Genomic DNA, 14,497 nt, shown 5'->3' with positions numbered 1-14,497 from the left:
GGTGCTATTCAACAATGCAAAAGGCATAAGCTGACAGATTTTAGTTGAGTTATTCACCCCTGAACAGTCTGTCAAAGCACCATATGACTAAATAGCAGCACTGAAACCAGCCGATATATGCCAAATGCAATAAAAGCCAACCCTGCCAACACCCTGACAAATCGCTTTCTCATCCACTGCATGGCACCACCTGCCGCCTGGCCCATCAGCAGCAGGTTTGGCAATGTCCCCAGCCCGAACGCCAGCATTATCAAGGCGCCCTGCCCCATGCCGCCAGAGGACAAAGCTGACAAGCTCGCCGTATAAACCAGCCCACAAGGCAGCCAACCCCACAGCGCACCGACCACCAGCGTGTCCCGCCAGCGTTTGATCGGCAGTCGCCGCCTTAAAACCGGTTGCAAAAATCGCCATACGGGCCGACCAACGGTCTCTATAAAGACAATCCAGGAGAACCAGCCTGCAAGATAAAGACCGACACCAATCAGTAAAACGTTGGCCAGCACATACAAAGCCAGCTTGACCCCTTGCAACGACACCAGCAGGGGCAACGCACCCACGCCGCCGGCCAGCGCGCCAATCAGCGCGTAACCTGCCACGCGCCCCAGATTAAAACCCAGGTGGTAACGCAAGCGGGGCCCCGGGGGCAATTGCAGGCTGAAAGCGGCAACCACGCCGCCACACATGCCAAAGCAATGGCCGCCACCCAAAAAGCCAGCCAGCAAAAAGGCCAGGAGATCAAAGTCGTGCAAGGAAAATCCCGTCAGGAAAAGCACGCCGAACCGCGCCACCCCATCGGTGGCGCCACAAAGCGGCAAGCTTACCCCAAATCAGTTTGAGGCGACGGCACGGGATTCAGACAAGGCGGGAGTAGCGGGCTGCTGTGGTTTTCTCGCGCAGATGGCGGTCAAATACCATCGCCACCGAGCGGATCACCATGCGCCCTTTAGGGGTGACTTCCAGGCCATCCGGATTGATCACCAGCAGGCCGTCGCGCGCCATGGCATCCAGAACGGCAAGCTCTGGCGCAAAATAGGTATTGAAGTCGATCAGCCAGGCCGTCTCTACCTGACCGAAATCCAGATTGAACCGGCACATCAGCCCCTGGATCACGGAGCGGCGCAACAGGTCATCACAGGTTAACTGATATCCGCGCTCAACCGGCAGCCGATCCTGATCCAGCAGCGCGTAATACTGGTCAATATCTTTGGCATTCTGGAAATACCCCGCACCCACCTTGCCAATACCGGAGACACCAAATGCCACCAGATCAGATTCCGCCCAGGTGGAATAACCCTGGAAATTGCGCTGCAAGGTACCACGGCGTTGCGCCACCGCCAGATCATCATCCGGTAACGCAAAATGATCCATACCGATATACACATATCCTGCGGCGGTCAGCTTTTCAATTGATGACTGCAAGATATCGAGTTTTTCTGATGCGGAGGGCAATGTTGTTGCATCAATCTGACGCTGTGTTTTAAATCTTTCAGGCAAATGCGCGTAATTATAGAGCGCCAATCGATCCGGCCGAATCGCAATGACACGATCCATTGTACGCATGACACTGGCCACCGTCTGCAAGGGCAGACCGTAGATCAGGTCAATGCTGACCGAGCGAAAACCCATGCTGCGCGCCGCATCAATGACGATACGGGTTTGTGCCTCGCTCTGAATGCGGTTGACCGCGCGCTGCACCCGCTCGTCAAAATCCTGCACACCAACGCTCATACGATTAAAGCCGGCATTCGCCAGTAGACCTATTTTTGCCGGTTGTAATTTACGCGGGTCAATTTCAATAGAATATTCGCCATTCTGCAAAATATGAAAATTCTTATTGATTTCGGCAATCAAATCGGCCAATTGCGCGTCAGGCAAAAACGTGGGCGTACCACCACCAAAATGAATCTGGCCAACTTTCATTGTGTATGGCAATATATTTGCCAACAGCCGGATTTCTTTTTTAAGATATTCAACATATTCAACTGCCCTGCTTTCATTTTTGGTGATGATCTTGTTACAGGCGCAGTAGTAGCAGATGGTGTTGCAAAAAGGCAGGTGAAAATAAAGGGATGCCGGACGATCCGCCTCACCCACGCGCGACTGGCGCAGCGTGTCGGCGTAGATCCCGACATCCAGGGACCCGAACCGGTCCGCCGTCGGATAAGACGTATAGCGTGGCCCCTGGCCATCGTAACGTTCGATCAGCGGACGATCAAACTCGACTTGCTGGATAAAGGCTGCAGTATGCATTTGTCCTACCCTGAAAACTCAGGGTAAAGAGTTTGCCTCCATCCTGGAGATATTTACTTGATACAGATCAAAGCAAATCGCATGATGCTCGCATCTACTTCGCACGTGTAAATATTAGATGCCTTCAGCGACCAACCGTTTCTGACAGACCAGCCCCCAACCGTGACTTTGGCTCTGGCCTGCAGGCAATTATCTGAAGTCCAAGTGGAAAAACAACCATGCTCTCACCTATCCAGTTACGTGAAACCGGTCTTAAGCAACTGCGGCACGCCTGCTCCAATTGCAGTCTGCGCGAGTTGTGTCTGCCCGTAGGCTTGTCTCCCGATGAAATGCGCCAGGTTGACCAACTGGTCACCCAGGGCCGCCCGATCAAGCGTGGCGAAGCGCTGTACCGGGCCGGGGAGCCGTTTCACTCGCTCTACGCGGTACGGTTGGGCTTTTTCAAGACCAGTATCGTGTCGGAAGATGGTCGGGAGCAGGTCACCGGGTTTCACATGAATGGCGAACTGATCGGCATGGATGCGATCAGCACCGAGCACTACACCTGCGATGCGGTGGCACTGGAAGACAGCGAAGTGTGTGAGTGGCCGTTCACTGAAATGGAAACCATGTCGCGCCGCATTCCATCGCTGCAGCGACACCTGTATCGCCTGATGAGTCGCGAGATTGTGCGGGATCACGGTGTGATGTTGCTGTTGGGCAACATGAAGGCGGAAGAGCGCATTGCGGCTTTCCTGCTCAATCTGTCGCAGCGTTTTGCCCTGCGCGGATACTCTCAGCACAGCTTCCATCTGCGCATGACGCGTGAGGAAATTGGCAGCTATCTGGGCCTGAAACTGGAAACCGTCAGCCGCACCCTCTCCCGCTTCCAGGATCAAGGTTTGCTGCGCGTGCAAAATCGCCTGATCGAACTCAAGGACCTGGACGGTCTCAAGCAGTTGATGAATAGCTGCCAAAGCAGCTGATCATCACCATGATCGCCCAACTTTGCCTGATTGCCCCGGCCACCCAAGCCTCTGCCATTCTGGAACGGTTGGGCATGGCCGGGTTGGGCTTGCCGCTTTTCCCGGCGGAAACACCTGCGGCCCTGCCCCCTGCACCAACGCCGGATAGCACGCTGGTACTGATCAATCCGGCCAGCATGGATATTTACTTGCAGCACCTTGCTGCCGCCAGAAAAGCGGGCTGGCGCATGATTGACCTGGCCGTCAATCTGCAAAATCCATTTGGCAAAACAATGGGCTGGATGGTCGCTGCCGGCGGCAGTCATGACGATTTTGCACTGGCCACACCGGTGCTGGATGCCCTGGCGCCTGCCATGCCGAAAGCCTGGCTGCATGCAGGTGGCCCGGGAGCAGGCGCATTCATGAATGGCATTGCCACCAGTTGGGCCACGCAGTCCCAGTCCGTCTGGCAATGGATGTTGCACGCGCTGCAACAGCCTTCAAGCAGCACGTTTGACCTGAAATCCTGGCAGGCACTCATGGAACAGGGCATGACCCGCTTGCAGGCCGAAGCCAGGCAATACCTGGCCGCCGACACCGATCCGTTTCGGCCGTGGTTTGCCGATCAATGCGCTTTGTTGCTCAACCCGATGACGACCGAGTCTCCCGCCCGGCAACTGGCCTACTGGTTCCTGGCAGCCCAACCCGCCACCCAGGCCTGAACAGCCCCCGCCGTATCCGCAGTACCTCACCCCAATAAAAAATGGCCCCTCAGAGAGGGGCCATTAGCGCAATCGGCAGATATGCGCGGGGAATGCTTTGTCCGAATCAGGCGGCAGCGGCTTTGCGACGGGCTGCGGTCGCAGTAGCGCCTGCCTTTTCTACATTTTGCACGGTAGCGGCCAGCCATTCTTCGCCTTGCTTGCGCGCAGCAGTCACAGCCGAGTCATAAGCGTCAAACGTGCTTGCCACACCTTGACGCAGGCTCTTGACGCCAGCAGCGCCCGCCGGAAACTGTTCAGCCAGCTTGTCGAGGCCCGACAGCAGCTCTTCGCTGGTCTGTTTGAAATGCTTTTCTACCAGTTCGCCCAGTTCTTTCTGTGTGCTTTGAGCAACGCTCACAGCCTCACGCCAGGCAGCCGTGGTTTTCTCGGCGACCGGCTCAAGCAGTTCACGCTGAACGATCAGCGCCTCTGTGGCATCTTTAGCGCCGGCCAAAGATTTGGCAGCCACTTCATTGTCGGACAACAGCGAACGGGCAAAACCCAGCTGCACTGCCCACAGGCGTTCAGTGCCGGTCAGGACGGTGCGGGCAAAACCCAGAGACTGTTCGATCCCGACTTGCTGAGCGCGGGAAAATTCTTCGGCAAAACGGTTGGAACCAAGCGTCATGATTTTTCCTAAGTAGTTGTGCAATGCAACATTTGAGCCCCATTCTGGCAGAACACGCTCGTATGTCAATCTTATTTTGTGCAATGCACCAGAAAAATCCAGAATTAAAAAAAGCGACCGTCTGGTCGCTTTTTTATCTGCTAGATCAAACAGTTGTTTGATCTGGCTATCAAGCCTTCACGTCTACGGCATTGCCAAGATTAGACGGGTTGTTGTACTGCGGCACCGGCGGCAATGCCTGCAACAAACTCAGTGCGGCAGAGGCCTGCGCATCGTTCGCTTTTTTCATGACGGCCACGTTGACCGCATTGGCGTTAGCGGCGGGTTGCAGTGTGCTTGCATCAAACTGGTTCATGCTCTGCGTCACTGCACTGCTTTGACTACTCACTGCGCTTGCATCCATAAGGCAAAAGACTCCTTCTTAGGAATCAACACCTTACCCTGGAATTTATTTCAAATGCAAGTTCGGGCCCCCACACTGTTTCACCAGCGCCTGCCCCTGCCCTGGTAGCGGTGATAGAATTTAGGGATGAATACCCCTGCCTTTATCCATCTTCGCCTCCATTCCGAATTCTCTGTGACCGACGGCATTGTCCGCATTGACGATGCGGTCAGCCAGGCCAAAAAACTGGGCATGCCCGCGATTGCCACCTCGGACTTGATGAACCTGTTTGGCATGGTCAAGCTCTACAAAGCGTGTCGCAGCAGTGGCCTCAAGCCCATTGTGGCGCTCGATTGCTGGATAGAGAACACCGAGGATCGCGACAAACCCACGCGCGTACTGTTTATTGCCCGCAATCGGGACGGCTACGGCCGCCTGTGCGAATTGCTCACCCGCGCCTACCTGGAAAACCAGTACCGTGGCCGTGCCGAGCTGAAAAAAGAATGGCTGGATACGGGCGACAACAGCGGGCTCTTGTGTCTGTCTGGTGCGCACAATGGTGAAATTGGTCAGGCCATCCTCAACGGCAACATGGCCGGTGCAATCGAACTGACGCAGTGGTGGCACGCGCATTTCCCGGGCGCGTTTTATCTGGAATTGCAACGCAGTGGCCGACCAGAGTGCGAACCCTCCGTACAAGGCCATCTGGATATTGCCTCTGAGTTGGGCCTGCCCGTGGTCGCCACGCACCCGATCCAGTTTATGGCGCCCGATGACTTCAAGGCGCACGAAGCGCGCACCTGCATTTCTGAAGGCTACGTGGTGGCGGACAAACGCCGCCCGCGCGTCTTCACCGAAGAACAGTACTTCAAGACCCCTGAAGAAATGCAGGCTTTGTTTGCCGATCTGCCCGAGGCACTGGCCAACACGGTCACGCTGGCGCAGCGCTGCAACGTGAACATTGTGCTGGGCAAGAACTTCTTGCCGCTGTTCCCTACCCCGGATGGCATGACGCTGGACGACTTCCTGGTGCACCAGGCCAAGGAAGGCCTGGAAATGCGCCTGGCGCAGCTATATCCGGACGAAGCCAGGCGTGACGCAGAACGGCCGCGTTACCAGGACCGGCTCAAGTTCGAAACGGACACCATCATCCAGATGGGCTTTCCGGGCTACTTCCTGATCGTGGCGGACTTTATTGTCTGGGCCAAACACAATGGTTGCCCGGTCGGCCCGGGTCGGGGTTCGGGTGCGGGCTCGCTGGTGGCGTACTCGCTGGGCATTACCGATATCGACCCGACCGAATACGCCCTGCTGTTCGAGCGGTTCCTGAATCCGGAACGGGTTTCGATGCCCGACTTTGACATCGACTTCTGTCAGGACAACCGCTGGCGCGTCATTGAATATGTGCGCGGTAAATACGGCGCAGAAGCGGTGAGCCAGATTGCCACGTTCGGGACCATGGCCGCCAAGGCGGTGGTGCGTGACGTAGGCCGCGTGCTGGATCTGCCCTATATGTTTGTTGACGGTCTATCCAAGCTGATTCCGGCTGCGCCGGGCAAGCAATACAGTCTGGATGACGCCACCGAGATGGTCCCGGAACTGGCCGAGCGCGTCAAAAACGAAGAAGAAGTTGCGCAACTGTGGGAACTGGCCAAGAAGCTGGAAGGCCTGACCCGCAACATTGGTATGCATGCCGGCGGCGTGTTGATTGCACCAGGCCAGATTACGGACTTCTGCCCGGTTTACCAGGCCAGTGGGGTTGATTCTTCGCCCGTGTCCATGCTCGACAAAGACGACGTGGAACAAGTCGGCCTGGTGAAGTTCGACTTTTTGGGCCTTCGAAACCTGACGATTATTGAACTCGCCCTGCAGTACATCAAAGAGCAAACGGGCGAGTATCTGGATTTGATGAGCCTGGGCTTTGGCGATCAGGCGGCCTATCAGGTCTTCCGCGACGCCAACACCACCGCGGTATTCCAGGTTGAATCGGACGGCATGAAGCGCCTGCTGGAAAAACTGGCGCCCGACCGTTTCGAAGACATCATCGCTGTGCTGGCCCTGTACCGGCCGGGCCCGCTGGGCTCAGGCATGGTGGATACCTTTATCAACCGGAAAAAGGGTCTGGAAACCCCGGATTATTTCCACCCCGATCTGGAAAAATGCCTGGAGCCAACCTACGGCGTGATCGTGTATCAAGAACAGGTGATGCAGATTTCGCAGATTATCGGTGGCTACACCCTGGGCGGCGCTGACATGCTGCGCCGGGCCATGGGCAAGAAAAAGCCCGAAGAAATGGCCAAGCACCGCGTCACCATTGCCGAAGGCGCAGCCCAAAAAGGCTACGACCCGGCGCTGGCCGAGCACTTGTTTGACTTGATGACCAAGTTTGCCGAGTACGGCTTTAACAAGTCGCATACGGCGGCCTATGCGGTGGTGTCTTATCACACCGCATGGCTCAAGGCGCATCACACCGCGGCGTTCATGGCCGCCACCATGAGCTCCGAACTGGATAACACCGATCAGCTCAAGGTGTTCTACGACGATTGCATTGAAAAAAACCGCCTGGAAATTCTGCCGCCAGACGTCAACGCCAGCATGTACCGCTTTGTGCCGGTCGGCAAAAAGCAGATTCGTTACGCGCTGGGCGCCATCAAGGGCGTGGGTGAAGGCGCCGTCAACATGATCGTGAACGAGCGCGAAGCCAACGGCCCGTTCATTGATCTGTATGACTTCTGCATGCGTACCGACAAAAAGGAAGTGAACAAGCGCGTGCTGGAAGCCTTGATTCGCGGCGGTGCCTTTGATGCACTGGACCCCAATCGTGCGCAATTGCTGGCCAATGTGGAACAAGCCATGAGCGTGGCCGAGCATGCTGCGGCCAATGCCAACCAGGGCAGCCTGTTTGATGTGTTCGAGCCTGCGGCGGCCCCCACGGTCGAGCGTATTCTGGTTCCGGCATGGGACGATAAAACCCGCCTGGCCGAAGAAAAACCGGCGATTGGTTTTTATCTGTCCGGTCATCCGTTTGATGCCTACGCCAAAGACGTCAAAGCCTTCATCAAAACCCGGCTGGATCGCCTGCAACCGCGCAAGGACATCCAGTATGTCGCCGGCATTGTGATTGGCGTACGGGTCAAGAATGGCGAGCGCGGCCGCATGGCGTTTGTGACGCTGGATGACGGCTGGGCCAAGCAGGACGTCACGGTGTACTCCGAGGTGTTTGAAGCCAACCGCACCAAGCTCACGGAAGACGCGCTGCTGGTGATCCCCGGCAAGATCAGCGAAGACCGCTTCTCGGGCGGTTTGCGCGTGATTGCCGACGGGGTGATGGATATCGCAGAGGCCCGCAGCCAGTTTGCCCAGGCGCTGACCCTCAAATTCAACGGCAATGCGGACGCGGCCAAACTGCGGCAGACGCTGGACAACTGGTCCGGCGGCGCGTGTCAGGTTGAGGTGGAGTATCACAATGACAATGCGCGCTGCAAATTGGCGCTGGGTTATGCCTGGCGCGTGACCTTGCATGATGATCTGGTGAGCAATCTCAAAACATGGCTGGGAGATGATGCGGTGTCGATCCGCTTTGCCGCACAGCATTGAGCGCGTTTTAAACAAGGGGCCGGTGGCCCCTTGTTTGTTTCCGCTACTCAGACCGCCAACACAGAACAGGTTCCAGTCCGTTGCGCCAGCGCGCTTTCCCTATTCGGCAAAACCCTGACTTGTTTTCAGGGGAAGAGGCGCGGAGCATCACAGGAAACCGGCAGAACTATTGCGTTTGCACAAACTAACAACACTCAATCACTACAAAGTCAAAGGTATCGGAGTTCTACATGGATGATGAACTGAAGAAAAAAGCACTGGATTATCATCGCTTCCCGCGTCCCGGCAAGATTCAGGTTGTCCCCACCAAAGCGCTGGCCAGCCAGCGCGATCTGGCGCTGGCTTATTCGCCCGGCGTGGCATCCGCCTGCATGGCCATCGTGGAAGACCCGGCCGAAGCCCGCAACATGACGGCCCGTGGCAATCTGGTTGCCGTCATTTCCAACGGTACAGCCGTGCTGGGCCTGGGCAATATCGGCCCGCTGGCAGGCAAGCCCGTCATGGAAGGCAAAGGCGTGCTGTTCAAGAAGTTCGCCGGCATTGATGTATTCGATATCGAAATTGACGAAAACGACCCCGAAAAGCTGATCGATATTATTGCCTCGCTGGAACCCACGTTCGGCGGCATTAACCTGGAAGACATCAAAGCGCCAGAGTGCTTCATCGTTGAGCGCAAACTGCGCGAACGCATGAACATCCCGGTGTTCCATGATGACCAGCACGGCACCGCCATCATTACCGGTGCAGCCGTCAAAAACGGCCTGCGCTACGTGGGCAAGAAAATTGAAGACGTCAAACTGGTGTGTTCCGGTGCGGGCGCCGCCGCCATTGCGTGTCTGGACCTGCTGGTCGGCATGGGTCTGAAGCGTGAAAACGTGTTGGTGTGTGACTCCAAGGGTGTGATTTACGCCGGTCGGGACGAGCGCCTGGACGAAACCAAAGCCCGTTATGTAAGGGATACGGACGCCCGTACCGTCAGCGACGCCATTACCGGCGCGGATATTTTCCTGGGCCTGTCCGGCCCCGGCGTGGTGACGCAAGAGATGGTCACACGCATGGCAGAAAAGCCACTGATCCTGGCGCTGGCCAATCCGGACCCGGAAATTTCTCCACCTGCGGCCAAAGCCGTGCGCCCGGATGCGATTGTGTGTACCGGCCGGTCGGACTACCCCAATCAGGTCAACAACGTTCTGTGCTTCCCCTTCATCTTCCGGGGCGCACTGGATGTGGGTGCGACCACCATCAATGAAGAGATGAAGCGTGCCGCCGTAACGGCAATTGCAGACCTGGCCCACGCCGAGCAATCCGACGTGGTGGCCGACGCTTACAGCGGCCAAAGCCTGAAATTTGGCCCGGAATACCTGATCCCCAAACCGTTCGATCCACGCTTGATCATCAAGATCGCTCCGGCTGTAGCCCAAGCCGCTATGGATACCGGCGTGGCGGAGCGCCCGATCACCGATATGCATGCGTATGTGGAAGAGCTGACCCAGTTCGTCTACAAGTCCAACCTGTTCATGCGCCCCGTTTTCTCTGCCGCACGCAAGAAGCAAGAACGCGTGGTGTATTGCGAGGGCGAGGACCAGCGCGTATTGCACGCCGTGCAAGAAGCGGTGGACATGAAACTGTGCGTACCCATTCTGATTGGCCGCCCCAAGATCATTCTTAAGCGGATCGAACAACTGGGCCTGCGTCTGCAACAGGGTGTGGACTTTGAAATCTGCAACCCCGAACACGACCCGCGCTACCGCGAGTACTGGACGCTGTATCACAGCCTGATGATGCGCAAGGGTGTATCGGAAGAACAGGCGCAACTGGAAGTGCGTGGCAAGCCGACGCTGATCGGCGCGCTGATGGTCAAACGCGGCGAAGCCGACGCGATGATTTGCGGCCTGACCGGGCGCTATCATCAGCACCATTACTATGTGACCAATGTGCTTTGCCCCAAGCAAGGCGCGGCCACCACCGGGGCCATGAATGCCCTGCTGCTGCCCACCGGCAATATCTTCATCGCCGACACCTATGTGAATCAGGACCCGACGGCGGAGCAACTGGCCGACATCACCCTGATGGCAGCCGAGGCCGTGCGCAACTTCGGCATCGCACCCAAAGTGGCGCTGCTGTCGCACTCCAGCTTTGGCACCTCCGACAGCCCGTCCGCCCGCAAAATGCAAGAGACCTTGCGACTGGTGCGCGAACGCGCGCCCGAGCTGGAAATCGACGGCGAAATGCATGGCGATGCGGCGATCTCGGCCGAAATCCGCCAGCGCGTATTCCCGCATTCCACACTCAAGGGGGATGCAAACCTGCTGATCATGCCGAATCTGGATGCCGCCAATATCTCCTTCAATCTGTTGAAGATGACGGCCGGTGATGGCCTCACTGTGGGCCCGATCCTCCTGGGCATTCCGGCCACTGCGCACATCCTGACCCCAACGGCATCGGTACGCCGCGTGGTCAACATGACCGCGCTGGCCTCGGTCGAGGCAGCCACGCATGAGAACGAGCTGAACCTGCTGGCGCAATAAACCGGCACCGCCATGACGTCTGTGCTGGCGTCAGGACGCAGTGCTTGCCACAATGAACCGGAATCCGCGGCAATGCGGGTTCCGGTTTTGTTTTGCACTACCCGCAGCCGCGACCACAAAGGAGGAAGGCAAAATGAGTGAACACGGATTTAATCCGGGCGATCCCTTCGGTTTTTTTGCGCAGATGTGGAAGAACACCGCCAGCGGCGCGCCCAACCCCTTTATGCCGCCGCTGACGGAAGAAGAAATCGACCGCAAACTGGCCGAGCTCAAAACCGTTGAACAATGGCTGACCATGCAGGTCAACCTGCTGCAGATGACCGAAAAAACCCTGGAACTGCAGAAAGCCGGCCTCGCTGCGCTGCGCCAGGGACTCGAACCCCACGAAGGAGGCCACGGCGGATGACGCAACCGTGTAATCGCCGCAGCGCGCTGCTGTTGGCCAGCATTGCCCTGGGCGCACTATTGGCGGCGTGTACCACGCCGCCCGTGCAGCCCCCCACCCAACCGCCGACGGCATCGACTCCTGCGGCCACAACACCCCCGGTCAAATATCAGACTGCGCAGTGGGCAGATTTGCCCGGCGCCAGCGATACCGATGTCCTTGGCGGCTTTAACGCCTGGCGCGCGGGCTGCCAGAAGTTAAGCCGTAATGCCGTTTGGGCGCCGGTTTGCACCGATGCGGCACAAGTTCCGCAAGACCCCGGCGCGGTGCGCAGCTTTATGCAAAACCGCCTGCAACCATGGGCACTGCAAAATCCGGACGGCAGTCAGAACGGCTTGATCACCGGCTATTACGAGCCCATCTATCCCGGTAGCCAGAGCAAAACCAGCAAGGCCACTATTCCGGTGTTTGGCGTGCCGGATGATCTGATCATCGTGGCGCTGGATGACCTTTATCCAGAACTCAAGGGCAAGCGCGTGCGCGGCAAACTGGTCGGCCGCAAGCTGGTGCCCTACCCGGATGCCGCCACCATCAATGACAAAGGCGTTACCGCGCCAGTGCTGGCCTGGCTGCAAGACCCGATGGACCTGCAATTCCTGCAGATTCAGGGTTCAGGCCGGGTCCGCTTGCCCGATGGCAGTCAGTTGCGCATTGCTTATGCCGATCAAAACGGCCGCCCCTATAAACCCATTGGCCGCTGGCTGGTGGAACAAGGGCAGCTCAAATCGGGTGAAGTCAGCATGCAGGCCATCCGCGCCTGGGCCACGGCCAATCCGCAACGCATTCCGGACCTGCTGGGCAGCAACCCCAGCTATGTGTTTTTCCGCACGTTGCCGCCATCCAGCGAAGGCCCGCAAGGCGCAATGGGCGTGCCGCTGACCGCCGAATACAGTACGGCGATTGATCCGCGCGCGGTACCGCTGGGCAGCCTGGTGTGGCTGGCCTCCACCCGCCCGGATAACCGGCAACCGCTAAACCGCCCGCTGGCCGCGCAAGACACCGGGGGTGCCATTGCCGGCACCGTGCGCGCTGATCTGTTTTGGGGTACGGGTGATGCGGCCGGCGAGTTGGCCGGGCGCACAAAGCAACAGGGGCGCATCTGGTTGTTGTGGCCCAAAAATGCGCCCCTGCCAGGCGCTGGCAACATGGCTCCTCAGTAAACAAGCCATTGTGCGCATTGAAAAATCCGGTCAGAAGATGGCCGGATTTTTTATTGCGACCCCCAGGCCTGCCAGCGGCAGATGAGACAGCCCATCACGCCGCCACACATCTGCCGGTTGACCAATCCGGGCAAGTTCGGCAAGATGGTTCCCGAAATTTATCCCTATTGTTGACGCAGACCTGAATCCCAAAATGGCATTCCACTCCAACGAAATCTGGCTTGAATGGCGATGGCGTAGCTGCTGATTACGGCCGCAAGCCCCTCGCACTGTCTCAAACCAATCTTCGTTCGGAGTCATCATGCTGACGCGTGAACAATTCGCAGCGCTCGCTGCGCAAGGCTATAACCGCATCCCCGTTGTCCTGGAACTGTTTGCAGACCTGGACACCCCGCTTTCTGTTTACCTCAAACTGGCCAATCGTCCGTATTCCTATTTGCTGGAATCCGTTGTCGGTGGTGAACGCTTTGGCCGCTATTCCTTTATTGGTCTGCCCGCCCGCACCCGCCTTGTGGTGAACGGCGAACACACCGAAGTCATTCACGACGATCGTGTCATTGAAACGCACGACGGCAACCCGCTGGATTTCATCCACGATTACCAAAGCCGTTACAAGGCCGCCATTCCAGCCAATATGCCGCGCTTTATGGGTGGCCTGGTGGGCTACTTTGGCTATGAAACCATCCGCTATATCGAGCGCAAACTGGCTGCGGTGAAAAAGCCGGACGTGATTGGCGCACCCGATATCCAGCTTTTGCTGTCAGAAGAACTGGCCGTGGTGGATAACCTGTCCGGCAAGCTCTACCTGGTGGTGTACGCCGACCCGGCCGTGCCGGAAGCGTATGACAAAGCCGAAGCCCGCCTGTGGTCGCTGCGCATGAAGCTGCGTGAGCCCGCCCCGATGCCGCTGCAAGGCCCTTCCGAGCACGTGACCACGCCGAACTCGGAGTTTGGCGAAACCGGCTTCAAGGACGCCATTGGCAAAGCCAAGGAATACATCCTGGATGGCGACATCATGCAGGTGGTGCTGTCCCAGCGCATGCAACTGCCCTTTGCGGAGTCCCCACTGAGCCTGTACCGGGCGCTGCGTTCACTCAACCCGTCGCCGTATATGTTCTTCTATCACTTTGGCGATATGCACGTGGTCGGCGCCTCGCCCGAAATTCTGGTGCGACTGGAAGGCGAAACCATTACCGTGCGCCCGATCGCCGGCACCCGCCCGCGTGGCAAAACGCGGGAAGAAGATCAGGCATTGGCGGCAGAGTTGCTGGCTGATCCCAAAGAAATTGCCGAACACGTCATGCTGATGGACTTGGGTCGCAACGACACTGGCCGTGTAGCGCAAACCGGCAGCGTGAAGGTGCTGGATCGCATGGTGGTCGAGAAATATTCTCACGTCATGCATATCGTCTCTAGCGTGGAAGGCAAGCTCAAGCCAGGTCTGTCGAACATCGACGTCCTTAAGGCCACCTTCCCGGCCGGCACGGTATCTGGCGCGCCCAAGGTTCGCGCCATGGAAATCATTGATGAACTGGAACCCTCCAAGCGCGGGGTCTATGCCGGAGCTGTGGGTTACCTGGGTTTTAACGGCGACATGGACGTGGCGATCGCGCTGCGCACGGCCGTCGTGAAGAACGAAACGCTGTATATGCAGGCCGGCGCCGGTATCGTGGCTGACTCCGTACCGCAGAGCGAGTGGCAAGAAACGCTGAACAAGGCCCGCGCCGTATTGCGCGCGGCAGAGCTTGTTCAACGCGGTCTTGACGCCTGATAACCCTGCATCGCTGACGGAGATAACA

Annotated in this window: 11 protein-coding genes; 7 read left to right on the top strand and 4 right to left on the bottom strand. The window is 57.8% G+C overall.

Annotated features, from left to right (window positions below):
* Positions 1–71 precede the first annotated feature (71 nt).
* Both HNQ50_RS05700 and hemN read right to left on the bottom strand, forming a co-directional pair.
* Positions 72–773, bottom strand: a complete 702-nt coding sequence (locus HNQ50_RS05700) for a sulfite exporter TauE/SafE family protein (RefSeq protein ID WP_308419138.1) — start codon at positions 771–773, stop codon at positions 72–74.
* Between the two features lie 79 nt (positions 774–852).
* Positions 853–2,250, bottom strand: coding sequence for an oxygen-independent coproporphyrinogen III oxidase (gene hemN / locus HNQ50_RS05695; RefSeq protein WP_184098482.1), 1,398 nt, complete (start codon positions 2,248–2,250; stop codon positions 853–855).
* Positions 2,251–2,468: 218 nt separating this feature from the next.
* Here hemN and fnr point away from each other — a divergent pair, with 218 nt between their 5' ends.
* Positions 2,469–3,215: a fumarate/nitrate reduction transcriptional regulator Fnr gene (gene fnr, locus HNQ50_RS05690; protein WP_184098480.1), complete on the top strand. Its 747-nt coding sequence runs from the start codon at positions 2,469–2,471 to the stop codon at positions 3,213–3,215.
* A gap of 8 nt (positions 3,216–3,223) precedes the next feature.
* Positions 3,224–3,916: a hypothetical protein gene (locus HNQ50_RS05685; RefSeq protein WP_184098478.1), complete on the top strand. Its 693-nt coding sequence runs from the start codon at positions 3,224–3,226 to the stop codon at positions 3,914–3,916.
* A 106-nt stretch (positions 3,917–4,022) separates the two neighbouring features.
* Here HNQ50_RS05685 and HNQ50_RS05680 read toward each other — a convergent pair whose 3' ends face one another.
* Both HNQ50_RS05680 and HNQ50_RS05675 read right to left on the bottom strand, forming a co-directional pair.
* Positions 4,023–4,586, bottom strand: a complete 564-nt coding sequence (locus HNQ50_RS05680) for a phasin family protein (protein ID WP_184098476.1) — start codon at positions 4,584–4,586, stop codon at positions 4,023–4,025.
* A gap of 169 nt (positions 4,587–4,755) precedes the next feature.
* Positions 4,756–4,989: a putative motility protein gene (locus HNQ50_RS05675; protein ID WP_184098474.1), complete on the bottom strand. Its 234-nt coding sequence runs from the start codon at positions 4,987–4,989 to the stop codon at positions 4,756–4,758.
* Between the two features lie 126 nt (positions 4,990–5,115).
* Between HNQ50_RS05675 and dnaE the strand changes: the two genes are divergently transcribed.
* The 5 genes from dnaE (at position 5,116) to trpE (ending at position 14,469) form a co-directional block, all read left to right on the top strand.
* Positions 5,116–8,565, top strand: coding sequence for a DNA polymerase III subunit alpha (dnaE, locus tag HNQ50_RS05670; RefSeq protein ID WP_184098472.1), 3,450 nt, complete (start codon positions 5,116–5,118; stop codon positions 8,563–8,565).
* A 230-nt stretch (positions 8,566–8,795) separates the two neighbouring features.
* On the top strand, positions 8,796–11,093 hold the full coding sequence (locus HNQ50_RS05665) for an NADP-dependent malic enzyme (protein ID WP_184098470.1): 2,298 nt from the start codon (positions 8,796–8,798) through the stop codon (positions 11,091–11,093).
* Between the two features lie 40 nt (positions 11,094–11,133).
* The gene (locus tag HNQ50_RS05660) at positions 11,134–11,499 is read left to right on the top strand and encodes a PhaM family polyhydroxyalkanoate granule multifunctional regulatory protein (RefSeq protein WP_246428597.1); all 366 of its coding nucleotides are present in this window, start codon (positions 11,134–11,136) and stop codon (positions 11,497–11,499) included.
* Positions 11,496–12,698, top strand: coding sequence for a murein transglycosylase A (mltA, locus tag HNQ50_RS05655; RefSeq protein ID WP_184098468.1), 1,203 nt, complete (start codon positions 11,496–11,498; stop codon positions 12,696–12,698). The genes HNQ50_RS05660 and mltA overlap by 4 nt, the downstream gene beginning before the upstream one ends.
* Positions 12,699–12,999: 301 nt before the next feature.
* Complete coding sequence (gene trpE / locus HNQ50_RS05650) at positions 13,000–14,469, top strand: anthranilate synthase component I (protein ID WP_184098466.1); 1,470 nt, start codon at positions 13,000–13,002, stop codon at positions 14,467–14,469.
* Positions 14,470–14,497: the final 28 nt, after the last annotated feature.

Source organism: Silvimonas terrae, assembly GCF_014202765.1.
GTDB lineage: Bacteria > Pseudomonadota > Gammaproteobacteria > Burkholderiales > Chitinibacteraceae > Silvimonas > Silvimonas terrae.
The sequence above is the reverse complement of the archived record's forward strand: the minus strand, read 5'-3'. Positions and strand labels throughout refer to the sequence as shown.